The following is a 24,917-nucleotide window of genomic DNA, read 5'->3' as shown; positions in this document are numbered from 1 at the left end:
CGAGATGAAGCAGACGGCCGCGCTTGTTTCCCTGGCGACGGCGGTTCCACCGCATCTATTCCATCAGGGACAGGTCCTGCAGGCCGCGCGCAATCTCCTCGCCGACCGCTATGCCGAGTTCGAGACGCTCTCCAGCCTGTTTGCCAACACCGGCATTCAGCATCGCTACGGCGTCAAGCCGATCGAATGGTATCTCGAACGGCGCGGCTGGCCGGAGCGAACGCTGGCGTTCCTGGAGGGCGCGGAGACGCTGTACGTCGACGTGGCCCGCAAGGCGATTGCGCGCGCCGACCTGACCGGCCGGGACATCGATATCGTGGTCACGGTGTGCTCGACGGGTATAGCCACGCCGACGCTGGAGGCGCGCGTCGCCGGCAAGCTCGGTCTGCGGACGGATGTGTCGCGCGTGCCGGTGTTCGGCCTGGGCTGCGCGGGCGGCGTGTCGGGCCTGTCGATCGCGGCGCGGCTGGCCGAAGCGCGGCCGGGAGCGAACGTGCTGCTGGTTGCGCTCGAACTCTGCACGCTCGCGGTCCGGCACGACGAGCTCACCAAGGCAAATATCGTTGCGGCCAGCCTGTTCGGCGATGGCGCGGCCGCGATCGTGCTGCGTGCCGGGGACGGTGGTGCGACTCGGATCGAGGCGACGGGCGAAAAGCTGTGGCCGGATACGCTCGACATCATGGGCTGGACGGTCGATCCCGAAGGATTCGGCGTGGTCTTTCAGCGAACCATTCCGGATTTCGTCCGCGACCATGTTGGACCAGCCGTCGCCGAAATCCTGGCGCGGATGCAGCTGACCGCCGATGACATCGACCGCTTCCTCTGCCATCCCGGCGGCGCCAAGGTCATCGCCGCGCTGGAGCGGGCACTCGCGCTCGATCAGGGCACGCTCGATCACGAACGCGACGTCATCGCGGCTTGCGGCAACATGTCAGGCCCGACGGTTCTCTTTGTTCTCGAACGAGCCTGCGCCAAGGGATTGCCGCCGCGCTCGCTGCTCACGGCGCTCGGGCCGGGCTTCACGCTCAGCTGCGTTGCGCTCAGGCACGCGGCGTGAGCTTCGCGTCGGTCATCCTCGCGCTGGTCACGCTGCAGCGTCTCGGCGAGCTCGTGCTGTCACGTCGCAACACGGAGCGGCTTCTCGCACGGGGCGCGGTCGAGGTCGGCGCCAATCACTACCCGCTCATTGTCCTGGTTCACGCCGGCTGGCTGACCGCGCTGTGGATCTGGGGCCGCGACCAGGACGTCAATCTGGCCGCGCTGGCGGGTTTTCTGCTGCTGCAAGGCTTGCGGGTGTGGATCCTCGCCGCGCTCGGGCCGCGATGGACCACGCGAATCGTCGTGCTGCCGGGCGCGCCACTGGTCGCATCCGGGCCCTACCGATATTTCCCGCATCCAAACTACGCCGTCGTGGTTGGTGAAATCGCGCTGCTACCCCTCGCGCTGCACCTGCCGCGATTGGCGCTGATCTTCACCCTCCTCAATCTCGCGCTGCTTGCGGTCCGGATTCGGATCGAGAACCGCGCGCTCACCGTTTCCGAATGGCCACGCACAAGCACGCCATGAGCAAGGCGGATCACCGAACCGACAGCCCATCGGCTGCGACCTGGGCCGGCTTCCTCCTGATGTGCTTCGGCATGTTCATGGCGATTCTCGACATCCAGGTCGTCGCAACCTCGTTGCCGACGATCCAACGCGCGCTAGCGATCTCGCCGGCGGCGATGAGCTGGATCCAGACCGCCTATCTGATCGCGGAGGTGATCGCGATCCCACTGACCGGCCTCTTCACGCATGCGCTGTCGTTGCGATGGCTGTTCGCGCTTGCGGTGAGCCTGTTCACTGCCGCCTCGGTCGGCTGCGCCCTCAGCGGCGGCTTTGCCGCGCTGCTGGCGTTTCGCGTGCTGCAGGGATTTTCCGGCGGCGTGCTGATCCCCGCAGTGTTCTCCGCCGTGTTCACGCTGTTCCCGGCGCGGCTTCATCCGGTGGCCACCACGATCGGCGGCGTCGTCGCGGTGCTCGCGCCGACCGTCGGACCCGTCGTCGGCGGCTGGATCACGCAGACATGGTCCTGGCCATGGCTGTTCCTGATAAACGTGGTTCCGGGAACGGTGGCAGCCACGGTCACGCCGTTGCTGCTTCCGAGGGAAGGCGTGCAGCTCCGTGCGTTCTCCAGACTGAATAAATGGTCGCTTGTCCTGCTCGCAGCGACGCTCGCAAGCTTCATGATTGGTCTGAAGGAAGCGCCGCAACGCGGTTGGGCGTCGATGCCTTGTCTCGGCCTGCTGATCGGAAGCATTGCCGGGATGGCGCTGCTGATCCGGCGCACGCTCCGCGCGGTGGATCCGATCGCGCAATTGACGCTTTTCAAGCGGCGTCCGTTCGCGATCGGTTGCGCACTGAGCTTTTGCCTCGGCATTGTGCTGTATGGATCGACCTATCTGATGCCGGTATTCCTCGGTTTCGTCCGCCGCCATGATGCCTTCGAGATCGGCACGGTCATGCTGGTCACGGGAGTTGCGCAGCTCGTCGCGGCGCCGCTCGCGGCGGTCCTGGAGAGCCGCGTCGGCGCGCGGCGGTTGACCGGCGCGGGCTTCGCCTTGTTCGCGCTCGGCCTCGGCTGGAGCGCCATTCAGCCGCGCACGGCGGATTTTGGCGAGATGTTCTGGCCACAGGTCGTGCGCGGCGTCGCGATCATGTTCTGCCTGCTGCCGCCGACGCGCATTGCGCTGGGCGCGCTGCCGGAGGCGGAAATTGCCGACGCCAGCGGACTGTTCAATCTGATGCGCAATCTGGGCGGCGCGATCGGGATCGCCCTGATCGATACCATCCTCTATGGGCGAAGCCCGATCTATGGCGAAGATTTCCGCGTGCGCCTGCTGGCGGGGGATGTCACCGCGGCGCAGGCGATCGGGCTCGATCCGAAGTTGCTGATCGATCGCCCGCCAGGTCTGCCAGACGACGCCACGGTGGCGTTCATCCGGCCGTTGGTCGAACGGGCCTCGCTCGCACTCACCGCGAACGAGGCATGGGCGATGCTCGCCTGCGTGGCGATCGTCGGACTGCTGCTCGTGCCCTTCGCAAGCGATCGGGTGCCGGCATCGCCGCCCGAGCTTCCGGATACCACCTAGACCGAGGACACGTTGGTTCGCCGCGCCGGCTCGATCAGCTCGCGCCGCGGGCCCGACAGCCGCTTGTACATGTGCACCATGAAGGCCATGCCGAACAGCGGCGTCGCCAGGTTGACGATCGGGATCGAGACGAAGGCAGCGATGAACAGGCCCGCTGTAAAGACTGTCGCCGCGTTCTCCTTGCGCATCGCCTTGGCGTCATCAGGCGAGCGGAACCGCATCGCCGCAAGCTCGAAATATTCGCGGCCGAGCAGCCAGGCGGTCGCGAGGAAGAAGATGATGAAGCCCGCGCCCGCGAACAGCACGAACGGCAGCGCGACAAGATAGACCAGGATCGTCAGCAGCGCGGTCTTGACGCCCTCGATCGTCGCGAGCGTGACCGGCAGCGCCACGCCGGGATGGTCGGCCGGATAATGCTCGCGCTCGACATGGTCGGCGACGTCGTCGACAAACAGGCTCGCCACCAGCGAGGTGATCGCGGGCATCAGGAAGATGCCGCCGAGCACGACGCCAAGGCCCGCCGAGATCGAGACGATCCAGGACAGCACGTGCAGCGTGGAATGGAAGTTGGGGCCGAGCATGCCTTCGGCCCAGACCTCTCCATAGTCGGCAAACCAGCTCAGCAGCCGCTGCAATCCGATCGCCAGCACGGTGATCAGCACCAGCGCAAGCCCGATCGAGCGCCACAGGATCGAGCGCATCGGCGGCGACAGGATTTGCGAAAGCGCCTTGACGGCGGCGGCTAACATGACTGGGCTACCTCTGCACAAATGACCCGCGAGAGGTAGACACCCAATATGGCTTCGGCAAGTGCCGTTTGTGCCGCGGTGAGAGCGTTTTCGAACGAAATGCTCTAGGCGTCGAGCGGCCTGCCGCGGACGTTCGGCCCCCAGACACCGATAGCAATGATCACGATGACCATGGCCGCGGTGATCAGCCCGAACACGCCGCCGACGCCGGCCTCCTTCAGCATGAACGCCACGATGAAGCCGGAGAAGGTCGCGCTGAGCCGGCTCATCGAATAGACGAGGCCCGCGGCGCGCGCCCGGATCGCGGTCGGGAACACCTCGGTCTGGTAGGCGTGATAGGCGTAGGACAGCGTCATGTTGGCCCCCGTCACCAGCACGCCGCTGGCGATCAGCAGCACCGGCTCGGTGAGCTGCGAGAAGGCGAGGCCGAACACCGAGATCGCCGCGGCCGCGCCGCAGATGATCCATTTGCGCTCCAAGCGGTCGGCGAAGGTCGCGGCCAAGAGCGGCGCGAGCGGATAGGCGAAGGCGATGATGAAGGAATATTGCAGGCTCTTGGTGACGTTGATGCCCTTCTGCACCAAGAGCGCCGGAACCCAGTTGGAGAAGCCGTAGACGCCGAATGCCTGGCAGAGATTGAAGATCATGAACAGCACGACGAGCGAGGCGTAGGGCGGCCTGAACAGGTCGGCATAGCCGGTCTCGGCCGGCGCACGTGCCGGCACCATCGCCGCCGTGGCGATCGGGCGCGGCGCCGCCGTCGGCGATGCGGCTTCGAGCGTCCGCATGATTGTCTCGGCTTCGGCGGCGCGGCCATGGCGGGCCAGCCAGAGCGGGCTTTCCGGAACGTAGAGCCGCAGCACCCAGATGATCATGCTGGCGGCGGCGCCGATCAGCACGACCCAGCGCCAGCCGTCGATGCCGTGCGGCGAGAGCGGCACCAGCCACCACGACAGCGCGGCGACGATCGGCACCGCCGAAAGCATGACCGCCTGGTTGATCGCAAACGCCCGGCCGCGCATCCAGCTCGGCACCAGCTCGGTGATGTAGGCGTCGATGGTGATGACCTCGATGCCGATCCCGATCCCGGCGATGAAGCGCCATAGCAGCAGGCCGCCGGGTGTGGTCTGGCACGCCATGATCACCGATGCGGCGCTGTAGAACAGCAGCGACCAGGTGAAGACCGCCTTGCGCCCGAAGCGATCGGCGAGGAAGCCGAGGCAGAAGGTGCCGATGAACAGGCCGGCGAAGGTCGCCGCGACGAAGGCGCCGATCCCGGAGAAGCCGAAGAACGCCTGCGTCGTCGTGGTCATCAATCCGCTGCGAGCAAGGCCCGGCGCGATATAGCCGGTGAAGAACAGGTCGTAGATTTCGAAGCAGCCGCCGAGCGAGAGCAGGATCACCAGCCGCCAGACGTAGCCGGACGTGGGCAGCGCCTCGAGCCGTCGCGAAATCTCGTCGGGTCCGCTTGTCGTGGTGGCAAGATCGGCGACCGAGCCGAGTTCGACGGCGCTCATGATGGTCCTCCCCGAATGGTGCAACGGCCGCCCTTCTTGCGAAGGCGTACCGGTCGCGCATGTTTGGCAGCCGGAAGCCAGAAATCCAGACGAACATATCGAAGGAATCGTTCGATATTTTCGATGGCGCTGTTTCTGACGCGCTTGCTTCACGCGAACGGTGCCCGCTTCGCTTGAAAGCGCTTCAGATCAGAAGCGTCGCCTCCCAGGCGCCGCGGCCCACCTGGTCTGCGATCAGGGCGCGGATCAGGCGGCACATCTCCTCCATGACGTAAGTCATCGGGCGATTGCGCAAGCGGCAAAGATAGAGCGTGCGGGTCAGTTTTGGTTCGATGACTTCGCGCGCGACCAGCAATCGTGCCTTCAACGGCTCACTGACGAAATGCGTCGTCGCGATCGTGCAGCCCAAACCCGCGGTCAGCGCGCCGATCATGCCGCTGGTCGAGTTGAGATGCATGATCGCATTGGCCTCGAGCCGCTTCAGCAGCACGGGATCATCCAGCAGTGCGCGCGCCGATAGTCCGTACCGCAACAGGATCAGCGGCAGCCGCGTCACCTCCTCGAAGGGAATTGGCGTCTTCTTGCCGATCAGCTTCTCGGTGCCGACGCAGAACATCTGTTCCTCCAGCACCGGCTCGGCGATCAGGTCCTTTTCCGACGGCGGATTGTAGACCAGCGCGAGGTCGACCTCGGAGCTCAGCAGATGCAGCAGCGTCGCGCCGGAGAGACTCTCGGTCAGCGACAGCTTCAGGTTCGGATATTTCGTCAGCACGGTGCGCATCAGCGGCACGCCGATCGCCTTCATTCCGGAATTGGCCATGCCGATCGAGATATCGCCGGCGATCACGCTGGCGCCTTCCTTGATCTCGCGCTCGGCCGCCGCCATCGCGCGCAGGATGATGCGGGCATGTTCATAGAGCCGCTCGCCCGCCGCGGTCGGTTCCATGCCGCGTGGCTTGCGCTCGAACAGCGGCGTGGCGAATTCAGCTTCCAGATTGGCGATGTGGTGGCTGAGCGCGGATTGCGCGACGTTGGCCTGATCCGCCGCCCGCGACAGGTTGCGCTGCTCGTAAACCGCGATGAAATAGCGAAGCTGGCGCGAATCCATGAGGGTTCAGCGTTCTAGAACCACGAATACTCTATTCGACAGATTATATTTTTCAGATAGCGTGCGGAAGCCTAACCTGCGCCGATCACAAAGCGTTTTCGAGCGAAGCGGTACCGGTTCGCGTGAAGAAACGCGTCAGAACAAGAGCGCAACGAGCACGGAGAAACCGATGACCGGGAACGGACTGCCGCTGGAAGGCGTGAGGGTCGTCGAGATGACCCACATGGTGATGGGGCCGACCTGCGGCATGATCCTGGCGCAACTCGGCGCCGAGGTGATCAAGGTCGAACCGCCCGCCGGCGACAAGACCCGTTCGCTCGGCGGCATGGGAGTCTCGTTCTTTCCGTTGTTCAACCGCGGCAAGCGCAGCGTGGTGCTCGACTTCGCCAAGCCCGAGGACCGTGACACGATGCACCGGCTGCTTGCCAGCGCCGACGTGTTCCTGGAGAATTTTCGCGACGGCCAGCTCGACAAGCAGGGGCTCGGCGCCGAGGAGCTTCGCCAAAAATATCCGCAGCTGATCATCGCCGGCCACAAGGGCTTTCTGTCCGGTCCCTATGATCATCGGCCGGCGCTCGACGAGGTCGTGCAGATGATGTCGGGGCTCGCCGCGATGACCGGCACGCGCGACAAGCCGCAGCGCGTCGGCTCCTCCGCCAACGACATCATGGGCGGCATGTTCGGTGTGATCTCGATCCTCGCCGCGCTCTATCAGAAACGCGGCGGCGACAGGAGCGGCGCTGACATCCGCATCGGCCTGTTCGAGAACTGCCTGTTCCTGGTCGCCCAGCACATGGTCGAGTACGAGATGACCGGACGCAAGCCGCGCTCGATGCCGGAACGCGAGCATGCCTGGCCGATCTACGACATCTTCGATACCGCCGGCGGCGATCGCATCTTCATCGGCGTCGTCACCGAAGGTCATTGGCAGAGCTTCTGCCGCGAGTTCGGCCTCACGGAATTCGCGGACGATCCGACGCTGCGCTCGACCACGGACCGCATCATGGCGCGCGACCGGATCATTCCGCGCGTTGCCGCGGTGGTTAAGGATTGGAACGTGGCGGATCTCTCGGCGAGGCTCGACGCGCTTAACATCTGCTTCTCGCCGATCAACCGGCCGGAGGATCTGCTCGGGGATCCGCATGTGCTGCGTCCCGGCGGGCTGGTCAACAACGTGAACGCCGACGGCAAGCCGTTCCGCGTCCCCGCGCTGCCGCTCGAATGGAACGGCCGCAATATCGGCGAAGGTCTGAAGGTGCCGGTGCTCGGTGCCGATACCGAAGCGGTGCGCGCCGAGCTCGCACAACAGAAGATTTCATCAACCGGAAACGCTGCGTGAGGCTGACATGACCCGTGTCCACGATATCTATCCCACCGACAAGGTGAGCCTGCGCGAGGTCGGCCTGCGCGACGGGCTGCAGCTCGTGAAGACGTTCCCGTCGACCGCGGCGAAACAGCGCTGGGTGCGCGATGAATACGCCGCCGGCGTGCGCCATTTCGAGGTCGGCTCGTTCCTGCCGGCCAAGACCTTCCCGCAATTCGTCGATGTCCGCGACGTGGTCGCCTCCATCGCCGCGCTGCCCGGGGCGCACGGCGTCGCGCTGGCGCTGAACGAGCGCGGCGTCAACGAGGCGCTGGCCACCGGCGTTGCCGAGATCGCCTCGGTGATATCGGCGACCGAGGAGCACAGCCAGGCCAACGCCAACCGCTCGCGCGAATCCGCGATCGAGAACATCAAGCGGCTTTGCGAGCTGCGCGATGCCAGCGCGCACAAGCCCCTGGTCAATGCCGCGATCTCGATGGCACTGGGCTGCTCGATCGTCGGTCCCGTCGATCCGAACGAGGTGCTGCGCCTCACCGAGAAGCTCTACGAGGTCGGCGTCGACATGGTCGCGATTGCGGACACGGTGGGTTATGCCGGGCCGAAGCAGGTCGGCGAGCTGACGCGGGGCGCGGTGAAGATCGCGGGATCGAAGCCGGTCTGCGTGCATTTGCACGACACCCGCGGCATGGGCATCGCGAATGCTTCCGCCGCGCTCGATGAGGGCGCCCGCGTGCTCGACGGCTCGCTCGGCGGCCTCGGCGGCTGCCCGTTCGCGCCGGGCGCCACCGGCAATGTCGTGTTCGAGGACCTCGTCTTTCTCTGCGAGAGCAAGGGATTTCCGACCGGCATCGATCTCGATCGCCTGGTCGAGGTGCGCGCGATCCTGAAATCGGAGATGCCGAACGAGGCGCTCTATGGCGGCCTCGCCCGCGCCGGCCTGCCGCGCGGCACCAAGGCGAGGGCGGCGTAGCGTACTCATTGCGTAGCCCGGATGGAGCGCAGCGCAATCCGGGGCCTCGCGCCCGCGGACCGAGCTTCCCGGATTTCGCTGCGCTCCATCCGGGCTACGAGACGACACGCTCTCAATCGTGCCCGTGCCCCCGCTTGCGCGGCTTCTTGTCCGGGGCGGTCGGGATCATCACGACGCGGCCGTAACGCACGCCGCGTTCGGCGATGACGTGATCGGCGAGATGGCGGACCTCGCTGCTGGCACCCTTCAGCGCCGTCACCTCCATGCAGCTGTCGTCGTCGAGATGGACGTGCAGCGTCGCCAGCGACAGGTCGTGATGGCCATGGAAATTCTGCACCAGCCGCTTCGACAGATCGCGCGCGGCGTGGTCGTAGACATAGACCAATGCGGCGACGCACTGCCCTGACGGCGCGTTCTCCGTGCTCTGCTGCAAGCCAGCGCGTGCGAGATCGCGGATGATCTCGGAGCGGTTCTGATAGCCGCGCGCCTCGGCGGCGGCGTCGATCTCCGCGAGCAGGTCATCCTCGATGGTGATGGTGATGCGTTGCATGGATTATCCGTGGTGGCTCGATTGCCTGGCGGTATGACATTTTTCTTGTAACGTCATACTGTGCTTGCTAGCGTCGCTTTGCCGGGGTTGGTTGGACTGGTGCGGTCGTCGCGTGACTGTAACAGGTATCATGCGGGGGCATGGGCGTTGCGTCGTACTGCATTGCGGATATTTCCCGCCGCCGCCTCCATTGCAGCATTCGCGCCGGCCGCCGAAGCGCAGACGGTCGCCACCGTGCCCGGCCAGTTGCCGCCGGTGACGGTAACGTTGCCGGACCAGGGGCCACCCAGGCACGCCAGACCGTCCCAGCGTCCGCGCCGTGTAGCCGGCGGCGGCCGCAAGCCCGCAGCGCTCCAACCGAGCCAGCCCACCGCTGCGAGCGACGGAATCACCGGCGGCTCGGCGACCGTGTCCGCGTCCGATCTGCAACCGACCGCCGCCAGCGCGCGGCAGATCAGCGGCGACGAGGTGAATGCGCGGCCGATCTCGCGCGTCGGCGAAGTTCTGGAGGTGGTGCCGGGTCTGATCGTCACTCAGCATTCCGGCGAGGGCAAAGCCAATCAATATTTTCTGCGCGGCTTCAATCTCGATCACGGCACTGACCTCGCCATCACCATCGACGGCATGCCGGTCAACATGCCGACCCACGGTCACGGCCAGGGCTATGCCGATATCAATTTCCTGATCCCGGAGCTGATCCGGTCGATGGACGTCCGCAAGGGTCCATACTACGCGGACAAGGGCGACTTCGCTTCCGCCGGCGCGGTCGACATCAATTATCTGAACGGACTGCCGAAGAGCATCGCCGAGCTGACGGTTGGCAGCTTCGGCTATCAGCGCGCGATGGCAGCCAGCTCGGCCAAGGCCGGCGATGGCACGCTGCTCGCAGCCTTCGAGGCCAACAAATACAATGGCCCGTGGGACGTGCCCGACGACATTCGCAAGCTCAACGGCGTACTGCGCTATAGCCAGGGTACCGCGACCGACGGCTTCTCGCTGACCGCGATGGCCTATTCCAACGGCTGGAATTCGACCGACCAGGTCGCGCAACGTGCGATCGACCAGGGCCTGATCGGCCGTTATGGCACGCTCGATCCGACCGATGGCGGCACCGCCAGCCGCTTCAGCCTGTCCGGCAACTGGGCGCAGTCCAGCGACTACGGGCAGAGCAAGCTCAACGCCTATGTGATCCGCTCCTCGCTGCAGCTTGACAACAACTTCACCTATTTCCTCGACGACCCCGTCAACGGCGACCAGTTCAGCCAGACCGACAGGCGCACCGTCTATGGCCTCGACGCCAGCCATGCTTTCGACCTTCGCTTCGCCGGCATCGATACGCAGACCCGGGTCGGCGTGCAGACCCGCTACGACGACATCAATGTCGGCCTGTTCAAGACCGCGCAGCGCGAGATCCTGTCCACCGTGCGCAACGACCAGGTGCAGGAGGGCAGCGTCGCGCTGTGGGCCGATACCACCGCGCGCTGGACCGACTGGCTGCGCACCACGGTCGGCATCCGCGAGGATTATTTCGCCGGCCATGTGCTGAGCGACACGCCGCAGAATTCCGGCAACGCCCGGGCGGCGATGACGAGCCCGAAGGCCGGCATCGTGCTCGGCCCCTGGTCCAGGACCGAGTTCTACGGCAATGCCGGCTTCGGCCTGCATTCCAACGACATCAGGGGCGCGACCATCACCGTCGATCCCAATGACAAGGTGACGCCGCTCGAGCGCGTGCCGCTGCTGGTGCGCTCGAAGGGCGCCGAGCTCGGCATTCGCACCAGGGCGATCGACGGCCTCACCTCGTCGCTCGCCGTGTTCGTGCTCGATTTCGATTCCGAGCTGCTGTTCGTCGGCGATGCCGGCACCACCGAGCCGAGCCGGCCGAGCCGGCGCGTCGGCGTCGAGTGGACCAACCAGTACAAGCTCCTGCCGTGGGTGAGCCTCGATTTCGACCTCGCCTATACCCGCGCCCGCTTCACGGATGTCGATCCGGCCGGCAATTTCATTCCGGGTGCGGCGGCACGGGTCGCCAGCGGCGGCGTCACCTTCGGCCGCGAGACCGGCTGGTTCGGCAGCCTGCGCGCCCGCTATTTCGGCCCGCGCCCGCTGATCGAGGATGACAGCGTGCGCTCGCTGTCGTCATTCATCGTCAACGCCCGCGCCGGCTACAAATTCGACAACGGGATGCGGCTGCAGCTCGACGTCCTCAATCTCTTCAACGCGCAGACCAACCAGATCGAATACTACTATCTGTCGCGGCTGCCGGGCGAGCCGATCGATGGCGTCGCCGACCGCCGCCGCATGTGCATCCTGCCGAGCCGCTTGCCGTTCGGCTGACGCTTGCGGCAACATTCTGATCGTCACACCGGCGCGCGACCTTCCGCGGTCATTTCCGCAGCCGGAAGCGCCGTCTCTTCGTCAATCGCTTCAGGAACAAGCGGCGGCGACTTACGTTCTGGAAACACACCGAATTCGCCCGCCACCTCCTGGAGCGGCTTCTGCTTGTCGGCCCAGTGCAGGGCCGTGTAGTCGAAACCGTGCACGATGGTGGGTTTGACGACTTCGAAATAGGGCGAGATGTCGAAGTCGCGCGGCATGTAGAGCGAGGAATCGCGGATATGCAGAATCTCGCGGCGCGCCTTGCGGCTGGCGGCGCGCGTGATCTTGGGCAGGATCGGATAGCGCACGGCGTCGAACGCCTGCGCGATCAGCGCCGAGCAGATGATCTTGGTCGGATCGCCGGAGCCGAACGCGATCATGCGGCGGCGCCAGCGCTGCGGGATCGGCAGCGGAAACAGATAGCGCGCGAGATCGACGATGTTCTTGGTGTCGTAGCCGAAGCCGATGCGGTTGATGGCGTAGCGGCACACCGTGGTGCGGTCCTCGAACGACAGGCCGACCGGACGGCAGAGGCGGGTGTGGTAAGCGAGATATTTCGACAGCGGCGCGGAGGTCACGCCTTCGCCGATATTGGCCTCGATCAGCACATGCTGTTCGCCGTCAGGCTCGACCGCGCCGTCGATCGGTCCGACAAACAGCGCGGCGTGCGACCAGGTCGACTGCGTGAGGTATTTGATGATGCCGGAAATCCGGTTGTTGCCTTCGACCAGCAGCACGTCGCCGGGCTGCATGATGCTCCGCAGATGGTCCGGGTCGCTCGGCGTGAACGGCTCGTAACCGGGCACTTCCTTCTGCAGGTACCCCGCGATCCATTTACCGACGGTATCGAGCATTACGCCCATGGATTCCCCCCAGCGGTTCTATGACCGCTTGTGTTTCACTTAATCATGGTCGCAAGCTGTTGCAATTTAGTTCATGCCATCGGCGGATCAATCATGATTGATTTACCATGATGGTTGCTGCGGTCGGTGAGATGCGGCACAGTTCGCGAAGCGTTCCCGTTCTCCGCAAGTCCCCGGAAACCATGCCAGAAGCTATGTCATGACAGTGACCCGCCGCGATTTCCTGTCGGCGTCCGCAGCTTTCGCGCTGGTGCCTGCGCTGGGCGGCCGGGTGCTTGCTGCGCCGCCGCCGCGCGAGGCCGACATCGTCGTGATCGGCGCGGGTGCCGCAGGCATTGCCGCGGCGCGACGGATCGCGGCCGCCAACCGCAAGGTGATCGTGGTGGAGGCGGCGGGCCAGGTCGGCGGCCGCTGCCAGACCGATGCGTCGACATTCGGCGTGCCGTTCGACCGCGGCGCGCGCTGGATGCACAATCCCGAGACCAATCCGATGATCCGGCTGGCCCGCTCCGCGGGCCTCGACATCGTCACGGCGCCTGCGGGGCAGAAGATTCGCATTGGCCGGCGCTACGCCCGTCCCGGCGAGACCGAGGAGTTTCTGGCGGCGCTGGTGCGCGCCAATCGCGCGATCGACGACGCTGCGCGCAAGGCCGATATTGCCTGCGCCGCAGCGATGCCGAAGGACCTCGGCGATTGGGCCGGCACCGCGGAATTCCTGCTCGGGCCCAGTTTCTGCGGCAAGGATCTGAAGGATCTTTCCGCCGTCGACAAGGTGCGCGCGCAGGATCGCAACACCGCGATCGCCTGCCGGCAGGGGCTCGGCGCGCTGATCGCAAAGCTCGGTGAGGGACTGCCGCTGGCGCTGTCGACGCCGGCGCAGCGTATCCTGTGGAGCAATCGCGACGTCATGGTCGAGACGCCCTCCGGCAAGATCACCGCGCGTGCCGCCATCGTCACGGTGTCGAGCAACGTGCTTGCGAGCGGCAATATCAAATTCGCGCCGGAGCTTCCGAAGCGCGCGCTCGATGCCGCCGCCAAGCTCAGCCTCGGCAGCTACGATCGCATCGCGCTGCAGATCCCCGGCAATCCGCTCGGGCTGTCGCGCGATGACGTCATCATCGAGCAGAGCAATTCGACCAAGACGGCGCTGCTCTACGGCAATATCGCAGGCTCTTCGCTGTGCACGATCGACGTCGCAGGCTCGTTCGGCCGCGACCTGTCGGCGCAAGGCGAGCAGGCGATGTCGGCTTTCGCGGTGGAATGGCTGACCAAGCTCTATGGCAGCGAGGTCGGCGCCGCCGTTAAGAAGACCAGCGCGACGCGCTGGAATGCACAGCCCTTCACTATGGGCGCGATGTCGGCTGCTGCACCCGGCGCACAATTCTCGCGCCGGATCCTGGCCGAGCCGATCGGCGCCATGTATCTCGCGGGCGAGGCCACCCATGAGACGCTGTGGGGCACGATCGACGGCGCCTGGGACAGCGGCGAGCGCGCCGCCGACGCCGCGCTGCGCAGGATCGGCGGGGCGAAGGAAGCGACACCGGCGCCCGCAGCGCCCGCCGCAAAACACAAGCGCCGCACGTCGCCTCGCTCCGGGGCGATGAATTGACGGTCGGGTGAGGTGACGGTTGAGCGCGGCCGGCCTTACCGTGGTGTGTGCGGCGATTGGTGGCGAGTGCTGCCGCACAACAGATGTCGTCCCTGCGAAAGCAGGGACCCATACGCCGCAGCAGATGTTGTGATCGGGACTCGTCGTTCCACCATCGTTCAGCAATAACCATTCGTGGTTATGGCTCCCTGAGTTCGCAGGGACGACACCGAGGATGTTGCGCAGCAGGTGGTCATGAATCCGCATTCTCGCGACATGATTTGTCTTTTCACACCGGCAGCTTCAGCTCCATCAGATCCTTGGCCACCACGATGCGGCCGGAATAGTTCTTCTTCACGTCCCTCGTCCAGTCATCGTCGGTGACCTGCCGATCGTCGCCGGGGACGAAGTGGCTCAGCACCAGCGTCTTCACGCCGGCGGCGGCTGCGATGCGGCCGACGTCCTCGGTCGAGGTGTGGCTGTCGAGCAGATGCTTCTTCAGCGTGGCGCCGTTCTTGGTCGTGGCAACCAGGCGATCGACCGCGGGGACGTAGAGACATTCGTGCACCAGCACGTCGACGCCCTTGGCAAATTCGGCGAGCTTCGGGTTGTAGGCGGTGTCGCTGGAGAACACGATGGTGCCGTCCGGGGTCTCGAACTTGTAGGCGAAGTTATCCGTGATCGGCGGGTGCGGCGTCCGGAACGCGGTCACGGTGACATCCGATGTCTTCAGCACCACGCCGTCGTCGCTGATGTCTTTCGCGATCAGCAGCTTGCGCGGGTCGGGCCGGCCTTCGTCCTCGATCCGGGTCTCGACGTCGAACTTGTTCAGCTCCCAATATTCTTTGGTCATCGCCTCGATGCCCTTGGGGCCGAACGAATGGATCGGCGTCGAGAGGCCGGCCGCCCAGGCGTTGTAGAACAGATTGCCGTATTCCAGATTGTGATCGGAATGATGATGGCTGATGAAGATGTACTTGACCTGCGGGATCGGCACGCCCGCGCGCACGAGCTGGCGGCTGACGCCCATGCCGCAATCGATCACGAACGGGGTATCGTTGACGACGACGAGATTGGCGGGGTTCGAAGCGCCGTTGCCGACGCGCGGCCCGCCCTTGGTGCCGAGGAACACGATGCGGGTCCGCGCCTTGTCGGTTTGCGCGCGCACGCCCGGTGCCGCGAGCACGGCGGCGCTGCCGAGCGCCAGTTTCAATGCGTTGCGGCGATCGATCATCGGTGTCTCCCTGGTCTCGTTTGAATGCTGCGACCCTAGCCGCCGCGCAGGATGCCATCAAGCGCCGGCAGGCCGACGATGACGGCAGCCGCGATCAGCGCGTAGCAGATCGCGCGAAACACCTTTTCGCTCGCCTTGCCGAACAGCGCGGCGCCGAACCAGACGCCGATGCCGTAGATCGGGCCGACGATCAGCGAGAACTTGACCGATTCGATCGTGATCAAGCCGGTGAACCAGTAGCTGACCAGCGAGAAGAAGTCCGAGGCGCCGAAGAACAGCACGATATTGGCGCGCGAGATCACCGACGAGATCGGGCGGCCCAGCCAGTAGGCGACGATCGGCGGGCCGCCGGTTTGCGCGAGGCCGCTGCAGAAGCCGGAGAGGCCGCCGACGCCGACGGAGAGGGCGACGTGCTCCTTGCCGTGATAGCGCCAGCCCGACAGCAGCAGTGCGAGCAGCGCCGCGACGAAGCAGGAGATGATCCAGCGCGTCGTGACAGGCTCGAGCACGGTCAGGAAATAGGTGCCGATGGGAACGCCGACCAGCGCGCCGGCGACCATGACCGCGGTCGCCTTGCGGTCGGCATGTGTCCACGCGTTCGGCAGCAGCGGCGTGTCGGCGATGAAGTCGATGATGAGCAGCAGCGCCGCCACCAGCCGCGGCGCCGCGACGCTGCTCGCGAGCGGCATGAAGATCAGCGCCGAGCCGAAGCCCGAGAAGCCGCGCGCCGTGCCCGACACGAAGGCGATCGCGCAGATCGCGAGCGCGATGCTGGTCGAGATGTCGGAGGGGATCAGGCTGAAGGAGGTCATGAAAGGATAACGAGATTCGACTAGCTGGCTGGCAACTCAAAGCGCCCCTACTCAGACCCGTCATCCCCGCGCAAAGGCTTCGCCTTTGTCGCTGGAGGTGCGAGCAGAGCGAGCCTCGAAGGATGCACGGCCACAGGCGGGGCCGTCGACCCTTCGAGACGGCCGCTACGCGGCCTCCTCAGGGTGACGGTGCAATAGACCGCCTGTGGTTCACATCACCCGCGCAGCGTGCCGCCGGTCTTCTTGGTCACATCGGCGACGACCTTGGCGGCGACCGCGTCGATCTCCTGGTCGGTCATGGTCTTCTCGCGCGGCTGGATCGTCACCGCGATCGCGATCGACTTCTTGTCGGGGTCGATGCCCTTGCCTTCGTAGACGTCGAACACGGTCACATCAGTGATCAGCTTCTTGTCGACATTCTGCGCCGCGCGGACGATGTCGCCCGCCTTGACGCTGCGATCGACGATGAAGGCGAAGTCGCGCGACACCGGCTGGAATGCCGAGAGCTCCAGCACCGGCTTCGCGCGCGTCGCCCGCTGCTTGCCTTGCGGGATGCGCTCGAGGATCACCTCGAACACGATCATCGGGCCGTCGGCGCCGAGCGCCTCGGCCGCACGCGGATGCAGCTCGCCGAAAGTGCCGAGCACGTTCTGCGGGCCGATCTGGATGGTGCCGGAGCGTCCCGGATGCAGCCAGGCCGGACCGCCGGGGACGATCTGCAGCGCCTGCATCGGCGCGCCGGCGGCCGCCAGCACGGCGAAGGCGTCGGCCTTGGCATCCATCGCATCCGCCACAGCCGAGCCGGTCCAGTGCCGCCCGATCCCCTTCGCCGAGGCGAAGCCATGGCGCACGCCGGAGGCGGCCACGAGCTGGTCCTCCGGGCGGTCGCCGCGGAACACCTGGCCGACCTCGAACAGCGCCACATCGGGATAGCCGCGGTTGATGTTGGCCTGAACCGCCGCAACGAGGCCCGGCAGCAGGCTCGGCCGCATGTCGGAGAGATCGGCCGCGATCGGGTTGGCGAGCACGAGCTCGCTCTGGCCGCCGCCGAACAGTTTTGCCGCGTCATTGGTGATGAACGACCAGGTCACGGCTTCCACCATGCCGCGCACGCCGAGCGCGCGCTTGGCACGGCGGGTGCGCAGCTGCATCGGCGTCAGCACCGGCTTGCGCGGCTCCTCGCCGCGCTCGAACGGCGTCATCGGCACCTTGTCGACGCCGACGATGCGCACGATCTCCTCGACGATGTCGGCCTTGCCGTGCACGTCGGTGCGCCAGGACGGGATCGCGATCTTCACCACGGGGCCGTTGCCGGCCAGCATGAAGCCGAGCCGGGTGAGGATCAGCTTCACCTCGACCAGCGGCACCTCGATGCCGGCGAGGCGCTTCACTTCACTGAGCGGGAAGTCGATGACGCGATCCTCGCCGAACTGCTTGCCGACCACGACGTTCTCGGACGGCGTGCCGCCGCACAGCGCCAGCACCAGTTTGGTCGCGAGCTCGAGCCCGGGCACCATGAAGGCCGGATCGACGCCGCGCTCGAAGCGATAGCGCGCGTCCGAATTGATGCCGAGCTTGCGGCCGGTCTGCGCGATGTTGATCTCGTTCCAGAGCGCCGATTCGATCAGCACGTCGGTGGTGTTGTCGTCGCAGCCCGAGGCTTCGCCGCCCATGATGCCGGCGAGCGATTCGACGCCGTGCTCGTCGGCGATCACGCAGATGTTGCTGTCGAGCGTATAGGTGCGGCCGTCGAGCGCGAGCAGCGTCTCGCCGTCCTTGGCGCGGCGGACGGTGAGGTTGCCCTGCACCTTCCTGGCGTCGAACACGTGCAGCGGGCGGGCGCGGTCGTAGGTCATGAAGTTGGTGATGTCGACCAGCGCGTTGATCGGGCGCAGCCCGATCGAGGTCAGCCGCTTCTGCAGCCATTCCGGCGACGGGCCGTTCTTCACGCCGCGCACCAGCCGCAGCGCGAAGCCCGGACACAGCGTGGCGTCTTCCACCTTCACCTCGACCGGGCAGGGGAATTCGCCCTTGATCGGCCTGATGCCGGGGTCTTTGAACTTGCCCATGTCGGCGGCGGACAGATCGCGCGCGATGCCGTGCACGCCGGTGCAGTCCTGCCGGTTCGGCGTCAAATTGATCTCGATGGTGGGATCGCCGAGCCCGGCCCAGTCGGCATAGCCCTTGCCGAGCGGCGCGTCCGCCGGCAGCTCCATGATGCCGTCGTGATCCTCGGAGATCTGCAATTCCGCCGCCGAGCACAGCATGCCGCGGCTCTCGACGCCTCTGATAGTGCCGACGCCGAGGGTGATGTTCTTGCCGGGGATGTAGGTGCCGGGCGGCGAGAACACGCTGATCAGCCCGGCACGCGCATTCGGCGCGCCGCAGACCACCTGCACCGGCGCGCCGCCGTCGCCGGTGTCGACCATGCAGACACGCAGCCGGTCGGCATTCGGATGCTGCTCGGCCGAGATCACACGCGCGATGGTGAACGGCGCCAGCGCCTTCGCCTTGTCCTCGATGTTCTCGACCTCGAGCCCGATCATGGTGAGCTTGTCAGCGAGCTTGTCGAGCGGCTCGTCGGTCTCGAGATGTTCCTTCAGCCAGGAGAGGGTGAACTTCACGGCTGCATGCCTCGGTTCTTGTTGGTGTTGACTAGCGTGCTTGCGACGGCGGCAGGGCTCCCTCCCCCTTTGCGGGGGAGGATTGGGGAGAGGCGTAAGCCACTTGCTCGGAAGGACGTTGCGCTGTCGGAGAGAGCGCGACGTAGGTCAAGGAGAACCTGACTCACGTACTCAGCCCTCCCGCGATCGACGGGATGTCGAGCGGCTTGAAGCCGTAGTGGCTGAGCCAGCGCACGTCGCTGTCGAACAATTGGCGCAGGTCGGCGATGCCGTATTTCAGCATCGCGATGCGGTCGATGCCCATGCCCCAGGCAAAACCCTGGTAGACGTCGGGATCGAGGCCGCAGGCGCGCAGCACGTTGGGGTGCACCATGCCGCAGCCGAGAATCTCCAGCCAGTCCTCGCCCTCGCCGAAGCGGATCTCGCCCTTGTCGCGGCGGCACTGGATGTCGACCTCGAGCGACGGCTCGGTGAACGGGAAGAACGACGGCCGGAACCGCATGTTGATGTGGTCGACCTCGAAGAACGCCTTGCAGAACTCGTGCAGGATCCATTTGAGGTGGCCGAGATGCGAACCCTTGTCGATCACGAGGCCCTCGACCTGATGGAATTGCGGCGTGTGCGTCGCGTCGGAATCGATGCGATAGGTGCGGCCCGGGCAGATCACGCGGATCGGCGGCTGCTGGGTCAGCATGGTGCGCACCTGCACCGGCGAGGTGTGGGTCCGCAGCAGCATGCGCGAGCCGTCCTCCTTCGGGTTGAAGAAGAAGGTGTCGTGCATCTCGCGCGCCGGATGGCCTTCGGGGAAGTTCAGCTTGGTGAAGTTGTAGTCGTCGGTTTCGATGTCGGGACCTTCGGCGACCGCAAAGCCCATGTCGGCGAAGATCGTGGTGAGCTCGTCCCAGACCTGGCTCAGCGGATGGATGCGGCCGGTCTCCGCCGGCGCCTCGCGCAGCGGCAGCGTGACGTCGATGGTCTCGGCGGCGAGGCGCGCATCGAGCGCGGCCGCTTTCAGCACGTCGCGCCTGGCCGCGAGCGCCTGCGTCACCGCATCCTTGGCGAGGTTGATCTTGGCGCCTTCGGTCTTGCGCTCGTCCGGCGACATCTTGCCGAGGGTGGCGAGCAAGGCCGAGATCGAGCCCTTCTTGCCGAGCGCCGAGACGCGGACCGCCTCGAGGGCGGCCTCGTCAGCGGCTGAGGCGATCTGGTCGAGGATGGATTGTTCGAGCGTTGCGAGGTCGGACACGGTCAATTCCTGCGCTTGAGCGGAGCATGATCCGGTGGGAAGAACCGCTGCCCGAACCGGTACCATGCGCCAAAATTCGGCTGGGTTGTCGCCGCCCGAAGGCGGTAACGTCAAGCAAAAAGCCGGTCATTTCGGGCCGATGGCCGGCAGCATTGAACCCCGCGCGGAGGCCGGGCTACCCAAGGGGAGTTCAAGGAGGCCCACGCGATGTTGCTGCGATCTTGCCTGGCCGTGCCGGCGGTGCTGTTGATGCTCACCACGGCGCATGCCGCGACCGAGGAATGTCCCGCCAAATCGACCCAGATGGACGACATCATCGCGGAGCTTCAGAAGGCGCCGAGCTGCAACCGCGCGATGAAGATCTTCGAGGCGTGCGAATACGGCGCCAGCGGAGACGTCCAGTTCGGCGCCGTGGTCGAGAAGAGGTGCGAGGGGGACTTCCTGTCCGGCCTCGGAGCGTCGCAGAAGAAGGCCTATGCCGGCCAGCTCAAGCGCTGCGACCACAAATACGACCACGAAAGCGGCACCATGTACCGCTCGTTCACGGCGTTCTGCCGGGCGATCGTCGCCCAGCGCTATTCGCAGAAGGCGCTGAAGGCGGGCCCCAAATCGCGTTAGGGCCGCCCGCTAGGATCAGGCGGCCAGCGCGGCCTTGGCCTTCTCGGCGATCGCCTGGAACGCAACCGGCTCGTGGATCGCGAGATCCGACAGCACCTTGCGGTCGACGACGACGCCCGACTTGGAGAGGCCGTTGATAAACACGCTGTAGGTCATGCCGAACGGACGGACCGCGGCGTTGATGCGCTGGATCCAGAGCGCGCGGAAGGTGCGCTTCTTGCGCTTGCGGTCGCGGAAGGCGTACTGGCCGGCCTTTTCGACGGCCTGCTTGGCGACGCGGATGGTGTTCTTGCGGCGGCCGTAATAGCCCTTGGCGGCCTTGTAGACTTTCTTGTGCTTGGCGTGAGCGGTCACACCGCGTTTGACGCGAGACATGACGGAAATCCTTGATCTGGAAGAGGTGACGGGGCGCCGCGCAGTCGCGGCGAGGGTTCAAGCGATCGGTGCGATCAGGCGTTCGGCAAGAAGTACTTCTTGACGTTGTCGCCGTCGGTCTTGAACAGCACGCGGGTGCCGCGGAGCTGACGAATCTGCTTCTTCGTCCGCTTGATCATGCCGTGGCGCTTGCCGCGCTGGGCGTGCATGACTTTGCCAGTGGCGGTCACCTTGAAGCGCTTTTTAGCGCCCGACTTGGTCTTCAACTTGGGCATTTGGCTCTCCTGTCGCACAGCACGAAAATCGCCCCGAGAGGCGTCCGGCCGGCTAAAATGCTCGTTAGAGCGTTGAAAGTGCTAAGGTTTTTTCCGAATTGAAAGAACCTGCACGAACCGTCGCCACGGCAGCCCTTGATCAGCCGGGCGGCGAAGGCCCGGCTTATGACAGAGGATCGGCGGTTTTGCAACGTTTCAGGCGGGGAATCGGGGCCGGAACCGGGTAGCCCGGATGGAGCGCGGCGCAATCCGGGGCAGGTCGCGCCGCGGACGCACCGGCCCCCCGGATGTGCTGCGCTCCATCCGGGCTACGGAAACGAAACAGCCCGCCAGATCGCCTGACGGGCCATTTCATTTCAACAAAGCGACAAATTCGAACTAGCGTGGCGCCAGAACCATCACGACCTGGCGGCCCTCGAACTTCGCGTCCTGCTCGACCTTGGCGAATTCGGCGACGTCGGCCTTCACCTTGTCCAGCAGCTTGGTGCCGATCTCCTGGTGCGCCATCTCACGACCGCGGTAGCGCAAGGTGATCTTGACCTTGTCGCCTTCCTCGAAGAAGCGCTGCATCGCGCGCATCTTCACGTCATAGTCGTGATCGTCGATCATCGGGCGGAGCTTGATCTCCTTGATCTCGACGACCTTCTGCTTCTTGCGAGCTTCGGCAGCCTTCTTCTGCGCGGAATACTTGTACTTCCCGTAGTCCATGATCTTGCAGACGGGAGGGCTGGTATTCGGCGAAATCTCGACGAGATCCATGCCGGCATCCATGGCCATCTTGATGGCCACCATGGTTTCGACGGTGCCCTGATTGACACCCTCCGCATCGATCAGCTGGATCTGTGCGTTGCGAATCTCGTCATTGGTGCGCGGCCCTTCTTTGGCGACTGTGGGCGGGGCTCTATTGGGACGGCGAATGGGTAACTCTCCAAAGTTGTGAAAGGGAAGGCGGATATTTTGAAGCAAGATGCTGCAACGGGCAAGCGAACTCGCTTCTTTAAGCGGCAAAACCGCCAATTGCGAGGCATTTTGGCCACGCCCGGCACATATAGCGGGCGCGTCTGCTCCGCAAGGCAGGGGTCGCAGCCGTTGACCGGTGCCGCGCGACAATTGAAAAGCAGATGTCTGACACGCGAGTGACCGAACCATGAGCCAAACCGCCGCATCGGAACAGGAACCTGCCTTCATCGAGGTCGGCGAGGGCAGCGAGGCGCGCCGGATCGCGGTGCGGGCCCGTGCCGGCAGCAATCCCGGGCTGTTCTGGCTCGGCGGCTTCAAGTCCGACATGGCCGGCACCAAGGCGCTCGCGCTCGATGCGTGGGCGGCCGAGCACGGCCGCGGCTGCGTCAGGTTCGACTATTCCGGCCACGGCGAATCCGGCGGCGATTTCGCCGACGGCACCATCGGCCGCTGGCTCGAGGAGAGCGTGGCCGTGTTCTCGCAGTTCTGCAGTGGGCCGCAGGTCGTGATCGGGTCCTCGATGGGCGGCTGGATGGCGCTGCTGCTTGCGCGCGAGATCATGCGGCGCGGGAACGCGAAAGCACAGCTCGCCGGCCTCGTGCTGATCGCGCCGGCGCCCGACTTCACCGAGGAACTGATGTGGAAGGCCTTCTCGCCGGAGGTCCGCGCCGAGATCGAGGCCAAGGGTATGTGGCTGCGTCCGTCCGAATATGGCGACGGCACGCCCTATCCGATCACCCGCAACCTGATCGAAGAGGGCCGCAATCATTTGCTGCTCGGAAGCAAGATCGACGTCGGCTGCCCGGTGCGCATCCTGCAGGGCGCGCAGGATCCCGACGTGCCGTGGAAGCACGCCTTCGCGCTGGTGCACCGCCTGCCGGCCGAGGACGTCGTGCTCACCATGATCCAGGACGGCGACCATCGCTTGTCGCGTCCGCAGGACATCGCCCGCATCATCGCCGCGGTGGCGGAGATCGGCTAAGCTTTTTTCCTTCTCCCCTTGTGGGAGAAGGTGGCGCGGACGATGTCCGCGCCGGATGAGGGGTTCTCTCCGCGGACACAGACCCCTCACCCGTCTCGAATGAGCTCTCGCTCATTCGATCCACCCTCTCCCACAAGGGGAGAGGGAAGAAGAAGCGAGGAGCCGGGAGAGAATACCAATGGACACCACGACAATGCTGCGCGCGTTCTGCGACGCGGTCGAACAGCGCAACGGCAAGGCCTTTGCAAATCTCTTCACCGAGGACGGCGTCTATCACGACGTGTTTTACGGTGCCTTCAAGGGCCACGGCAAAATCGCCGAGATGATCGACGACTGGTTCTACCGGACCGCGACCGATTTCCGCTGGGTGATGCATGATCCCGTGAGCGATGGCACGACGCTCTACGCGCGCTACACGTTCAGCTACCGCTCGACCTTGCCGGAAGCCAAGGGCGCGCGTGCGATGTTCGAGGGCGTCGCGATCATGCGGCTGCGCGACGGCAAGATCACGGAGTACCACGAGGTCGCCAACACCGCGCCGGCCTTCGTCGATTTGAACTTCGCGCCGGAGCGGATCGCCAAGATCGTCGGCAAGCAGGGCGCGGAGCTGAAAGCGCGGCCGGAGATGCAGCGGCATCTGGCTTAGTCTAAGCCTCAATCCCCCCGTCGTCATTCCGGGGCGCGCGAAGCGCGAACCCGGAATCCATTTCTCCGTTGGTCTTTACGGCCCGATGGATTCCGGGTTCGATGCTGCGCATCGCCCTCAGGTGCGCAATTGCGCACCGGGGAATGACAATCATGGCGGTGGCGGATTGGTCATCGGCTTGCGCTGGGCGAGCGCCGCCACCGTGGAGGTGCCGATCGGACCCTTCTCGTCATAGAGCCAGCATTCGCCGATCGCGATGCCGTCGGTGGCGTGATGGTTGACGACCTCGAAGCCGATCCAGTTGGTCACCGGCAAGCGATGCAGATAGATCGTGACGTCGCTGTTGATGTAGCCGAGCCCCTGGTCGCCGGCATTGGCGAAGGGGCTGGCGAAATCCGCGCCGGTCGCGACATGGACGAACGGCGTCATCTTCACGCCCGCGACGAGCTCGCGCACCTCGCTCATCCAGAGCCGGCGCTCGCCGAGCGAGCCCATATGGCCGACGATCGGCCGCGTCTCCCATTTGCCGTTCATGCCGAGCCTCGGATCGGTCGGCTTCGGAATGTCCGATGGCGCCGGCACCTGCCAGTTCGGCGGCGACCACACATTGCCGGGCGCATTTTCCGTCCTGCGCAACAATTGGCAGGAGGCGCGCGCCATGCTGGTGCCACCGGAGACAAACTCGGCCTCGATCATCTTGATGCGCATGCCGTCGCGCACGAGCCTTGTCGTCACCTCGATCGGCGTCGTGATGTTGGGCAGCCGGAACATGTCGATTGTCAGCCGCGCCGGGACGAACTCGTCGGAGCCGTGGCGCTCCTCGATGACGAAGGCGAGCAGGCCGATCACGACGCGGCCGTGCAGGGATTCCGGACTCCACGGTCCGTTCGCAACGGATGTCGGCATGAAGCCGTCGCCGTGCCTGGTGAAGAAGGGCTGGTTTGTCATGGCGTACGACCATGACGGGAA

Annotated in this window: 22 protein-coding genes and 1 pseudogene; 10 read left to right on the top strand and 13 right to left on the bottom strand. The window is 65.4% G+C overall.

Translation table 11 applies throughout. The features are described 5' to 3' along the window. The first annotated feature begins 4 nt into the window (after positions 1-4). The 3 genes from ACVW1B_RS35010 to ACVW1B_RS35000 are packed head-to-tail and all read left to right on the top strand — an operon-like array spanning position 5 to position 3,128. Positions 5-1,057 (top strand): type III polyketide synthase, encoded by a 1,053-nt coding sequence (locus ACVW1B_RS35010; RefSeq protein ID WP_253609840.1) that lies wholly within the window; start codon positions 5-7, stop codon positions 1,055-1,057. Then, entirely contained in the window at positions 1,054-1,566 is a 513-nt protein-coding gene (locus ACVW1B_RS35005; RefSeq protein WP_253605759.1) for an isoprenylcysteine carboxyl methyltransferase family protein, read from the top strand. Before ACVW1B_RS35010 ends, ACVW1B_RS35005 begins: the two co-directional genes overlap by 4 nt. Before the next feature lie 59 nt (positions 1,567-1,625). Further along, a complete protein-coding gene (locus ACVW1B_RS35000; protein WP_310880949.1) occupies positions 1,626-3,128 on the top strand; it encodes a DHA2 family efflux MFS transporter permease subunit in 1,503 nt (500 codons plus the stop codon). Here the strand turns inward: ACVW1B_RS35000 and ACVW1B_RS34995 are convergent. From ACVW1B_RS34995 to ACVW1B_RS34985, 3 genes are all read right to left on the bottom strand, one after another. Beyond that, on the bottom strand, positions 3,125-3,877 hold the full coding sequence (locus tag ACVW1B_RS34995; RefSeq protein WP_057020368.1) for a sulfate transporter family protein: 753 nt from the start codon (positions 3,875-3,877) through the stop codon (positions 3,125-3,127). The genes ACVW1B_RS35000 and ACVW1B_RS34995 overlap by 4 nt on opposite strands. Before the next feature lie 104 nt (positions 3,878-3,981). Further along, the gene (locus ACVW1B_RS34990; RefSeq protein ID WP_253605760.1) at positions 3,982-5,394 is read right to left on the bottom strand and encodes an MFS transporter; all 1,413 of its coding nucleotides are present in this window, start codon (positions 5,392-5,394) and stop codon (positions 3,982-3,984) included. Positions 5,395-5,578: 184 nt separating this feature from the next. Next, on the bottom strand, positions 5,579-6,502 hold the full coding sequence (locus ACVW1B_RS34985) for a LysR family transcriptional regulator (protein ID WP_092081141.1): 924 nt from the start codon (positions 6,500-6,502) through the stop codon (positions 5,579-5,581). Positions 6,503-6,671: 169 nt separating this feature from the next. Here ACVW1B_RS34985 and ACVW1B_RS34980 point away from each other — a divergent pair, with 169 nt between their 5' ends. Then, positions 6,672-7,841 carry a CaiB/BaiF CoA transferase family protein gene (locus tag ACVW1B_RS34980; RefSeq protein ID WP_456778307.1) on the top strand — a complete coding sequence of 390 codons (1,170 nt, stop codon included), beginning with the start codon at positions 6,672-6,674 and terminating at the stop codon, positions 7,839-7,841. A 7-nt stretch (positions 7,842-7,848) separates the two neighbouring features. After that, positions 7,849-8,796 carry a hydroxymethylglutaryl-CoA lyase gene (locus ACVW1B_RS34975; RefSeq protein WP_253605762.1) on the top strand — a complete coding sequence of 316 codons (948 nt, stop codon included), beginning with the start codon at positions 7,849-7,851 and terminating at the stop codon, positions 8,794-8,796. Positions 8,797-8,908: 112 nt separating this feature from the next. Here the strand turns inward: ACVW1B_RS34975 and nikR are convergent, their stop codons facing one another. Beyond that, complete coding sequence (gene nikR, locus ACVW1B_RS34970; RefSeq protein WP_225642498.1) at positions 8,909-9,346, bottom strand: nickel-responsive transcriptional regulator NikR; 438 nt, start codon at positions 9,344-9,346, stop codon at positions 8,909-8,911. Positions 9,347-9,535: 189 nt separating this feature from the next. On the opposite strand from nikR, the pseudogene ACVW1B_RS34965 reads away from it, so the two are divergent. Continuing rightward, a pseudogene (locus tag ACVW1B_RS34965) lies at positions 9,536-11,703 on the top strand (TonB-dependent receptor). Between the two features lie 3 nt (positions 11,704-11,706). Here ACVW1B_RS34965 and ACVW1B_RS34960 read toward each other — a convergent pair. Next, positions 11,707-12,588 carry a YiiX/YebB-like N1pC/P60 family cysteine hydrolase gene (locus ACVW1B_RS34960; RefSeq protein ID WP_253605764.1) on the bottom strand — a complete coding sequence of 294 codons (882 nt, stop codon included), beginning with the start codon at positions 12,586-12,588 and terminating at the stop codon, positions 11,707-11,709. 199 nt (positions 12,589-12,787) lie between these two features. Here ACVW1B_RS34960 and ACVW1B_RS34955 point away from each other — a divergent pair, with 199 nt between their 5' ends. Continuing rightward, positions 12,788-14,197, top strand: coding sequence for a flavin monoamine oxidase family protein (locus ACVW1B_RS34955; RefSeq protein WP_253605765.1), 1,410 nt, complete (start codon positions 12,788-12,790; stop codon positions 14,195-14,197). Positions 14,198-14,465: 268 nt separating this feature from the next. Here the strand turns inward: ACVW1B_RS34955 and ACVW1B_RS34950 are convergent, their stop codons facing one another. From ACVW1B_RS34950 to pheS, 4 genes are all read right to left on the bottom strand, one after another. Then, positions 14,466-15,410: an MBL fold metallo-hydrolase gene (locus ACVW1B_RS34950; protein WP_253605766.1), complete on the bottom strand. Its 945-nt coding sequence runs from the start codon at positions 15,408-15,410 to the stop codon at positions 14,466-14,468. Positions 15,411-15,445: 35 nt separating this feature from the next. Continuing rightward, the gene (locus ACVW1B_RS34945) at positions 15,446-16,222 is read right to left on the bottom strand and encodes a sulfite exporter TauE/SafE family protein (RefSeq protein WP_456822775.1); all 777 of its coding nucleotides are present in this window, start codon (positions 16,220-16,222) and stop codon (positions 15,446-15,448) included. A gap of 215 nt (positions 16,223-16,437) precedes the next feature. Beyond that, positions 16,438-18,846: a phenylalanine--tRNA ligase subunit beta gene (gene pheT, locus ACVW1B_RS34940; protein ID WP_253605768.1), complete on the bottom strand. Its 2,409-nt coding sequence runs from the start codon at positions 18,844-18,846 to the stop codon at positions 16,438-16,440. A gap of 163 nt (positions 18,847-19,009) precedes the next feature. After that, positions 19,010-20,092: a phenylalanine--tRNA ligase subunit alpha gene (gene pheS, locus ACVW1B_RS34935; protein ID WP_253605770.1), complete on the bottom strand. Its 1,083-nt coding sequence runs from the start codon at positions 20,090-20,092 to the stop codon at positions 19,010-19,012. Between the two features lie 207 nt (positions 20,093-20,299). Between pheS and ACVW1B_RS34930 the strand changes: the two genes are divergently transcribed. Next, entirely contained in the window at positions 20,300-20,710 is a 411-nt protein-coding gene (locus ACVW1B_RS34930; RefSeq protein ID WP_057020377.1) for a hypothetical protein, read from the top strand. 15 nt (positions 20,711-20,725) lie between these two features. Here ACVW1B_RS34930 and rplT read toward each other — a convergent pair whose 3' ends face one another. The 3 genes from rplT to infC form a co-directional block, all read right to left on the bottom strand. After that, positions 20,726-21,085: a 50S ribosomal protein L20 gene (gene rplT, locus ACVW1B_RS34925; protein WP_018269297.1), complete on the bottom strand. Its 360-nt coding sequence runs from the start codon at positions 21,083-21,085 to the stop codon at positions 20,726-20,728. 74 nt (positions 21,086-21,159) lie between these two features. Then, entirely contained in the window at positions 21,160-21,360 is a 201-nt protein-coding gene (rpmI, locus tag ACVW1B_RS34920) for a 50S ribosomal protein L35 (protein WP_008539890.1), read from the bottom strand. 378 nt (positions 21,361-21,738) lie between these two features. Next, positions 21,739-22,278 carry a translation initiation factor IF-3 gene (infC, locus tag ACVW1B_RS34915; RefSeq protein ID WP_253609842.1) on the bottom strand — a complete coding sequence of 180 codons (540 nt, stop codon included), beginning with the start codon at positions 22,276-22,278 and terminating at the stop codon, positions 21,739-21,741. 229 nt (positions 22,279-22,507) lie between these two features. Between infC and ACVW1B_RS34910 the strand changes: the two genes are divergently transcribed. Together ACVW1B_RS34910 and ACVW1B_RS34905 are read left to right on the top strand one after the other, a co-directional pair. After that, the gene (locus tag ACVW1B_RS34910; protein WP_253605772.1) at positions 22,508-23,302 is read left to right on the top strand and encodes an alpha/beta hydrolase; all 795 of its coding nucleotides are present in this window, start codon (positions 22,508-22,510) and stop codon (positions 23,300-23,302) included. 178 nt (positions 23,303-23,480) lie between these two features. Beyond that, on the top strand, positions 23,481-23,948 hold the full coding sequence (locus ACVW1B_RS34905) for a nuclear transport factor 2 family protein (protein ID WP_253605773.1): 468 nt from the start codon (positions 23,481-23,483) through the stop codon (positions 23,946-23,948). Between the two features lie 150 nt (positions 23,949-24,098). Here the strand turns inward: ACVW1B_RS34905 and ACVW1B_RS34900 are convergent, their stop codons facing one another. Continuing rightward, positions 24,099-24,896: an acyl-CoA thioesterase domain-containing protein gene (locus ACVW1B_RS34900; RefSeq protein WP_253605775.1), complete on the bottom strand. Its 798-nt coding sequence runs from the start codon at positions 24,894-24,896 to the stop codon at positions 24,099-24,101. Between the last annotated feature and the right edge of the window lie 21 nt (positions 24,897-24,917).

This window comes from Bradyrhizobium sp. USDA 4502 (assembly GCF_054063355.1).
The sequence above is the reverse complement of the archived record's forward strand: the minus strand, read 5'-3'. Positions and strand labels throughout refer to the sequence as shown.

Excerpts from the sequence above, each read along its gene's own strand:
- ACVW1B_RS34900 (WP_253605775.1), bottom strand. The coding sequence starts at position 24,896 with ATGACAAACCAGCCCTTCTTCACCAGGCACGGCGACGGCTTCATGCCG.
- ACVW1B_RS34905 (WP_253605773.1), top strand. The coding sequence starts at position 23,481 with ATGGACACCACGACAATGCTGCGCGCGTTCTGCGACGCGGTCGAACAG.
- ACVW1B_RS34975 (WP_253605762.1), top strand. The coding sequence starts at position 7,849 with ATGACCCGTGTCCACGATATCTATCCCACCGACAAGGTGAGCCTGCGC.
- ACVW1B_RS35010 (WP_253609840.1), top strand. The coding sequence starts at position 5 with ATGAAGCAGACGGCCGCGCTTGTTTCCCTGGCGACGGCGGTTCCACCG.
- ACVW1B_RS35000 (WP_310880949.1), top strand. The coding sequence starts at position 1,626 with ATGTGCTTCGGCATGTTCATGGCGATTCTCGACATCCAGGTCGTCGCA.
- rplT (WP_018269297.1), bottom strand. The coding sequence starts at position 21,085 with ATGTCTCGCGTCAAACGCGGTGTGACCGCTCACGCCAAGCACAAGAAA.
- ACVW1B_RS34955 (WP_253605765.1), top strand. The coding sequence starts at position 12,788 with ATGACAGTGACCCGCCGCGATTTCCTGTCGGCGTCCGCAGCTTTCGCG.
- ACVW1B_RS34910 (WP_253605772.1), top strand. The coding sequence starts at position 22,508 with ATGAGCCAAACCGCCGCATCGGAACAGGAACCTGCCTTCATCGAGGTC.
- ACVW1B_RS34960 (WP_253605764.1), bottom strand. The coding sequence starts at position 12,588 with ATGGGCGTAATGCTCGATACCGTCGGTAAATGGATCGCGGGGTACCTG.
- nikR (WP_225642498.1), bottom strand. The coding sequence starts at position 9,346 with ATGCAACGCATCACCATCACCATCGAGGATGACCTGCTCGCGGAGATC.
- ACVW1B_RS34995 (WP_057020368.1), bottom strand. The coding sequence starts at position 3,877 with ATGTTAGCCGCCGCCGTCAAGGCGCTTTCGCAAATCCTGTCGCCGCCG.
- ACVW1B_RS34930 (WP_057020377.1), top strand. The coding sequence starts at position 20,300 with ATGTTGCTGCGATCTTGCCTGGCCGTGCCGGCGGTGCTGTTGATGCTC.
- rpmI (WP_008539890.1), bottom strand. The coding sequence starts at position 21,360 with ATGCCCAAGTTGAAGACCAAGTCGGGCGCTAAAAAGCGCTTCAAGGTG.
- ACVW1B_RS34945 (WP_456822775.1), bottom strand. The coding sequence starts at position 16,222 with ATGACCTCCTTCAGCCTGATCCCCTCCGACATCTCGACCAGCATCGCG.
- ACVW1B_RS34985 (WP_092081141.1), bottom strand. The coding sequence starts at position 6,502 with ATGGATTCGCGCCAGCTTCGCTATTTCATCGCGGTTTACGAGCAGCGC.
- ACVW1B_RS34950 (WP_253605766.1), bottom strand. The coding sequence starts at position 15,410 with ATGATCGATCGCCGCAACGCATTGAAACTGGCGCTCGGCAGCGCCGCC.
- ACVW1B_RS34990 (WP_253605760.1), bottom strand. The coding sequence starts at position 5,394 with ATGAGCGCCGTCGAACTCGGCTCGGTCGCCGATCTTGCCACCACGACA.
- ACVW1B_RS34980 (WP_456778307.1), top strand. The coding sequence starts at position 6,672 with ATGACCGGGAACGGACTGCCGCTGGAAGGCGTGAGGGTCGTCGAGATG.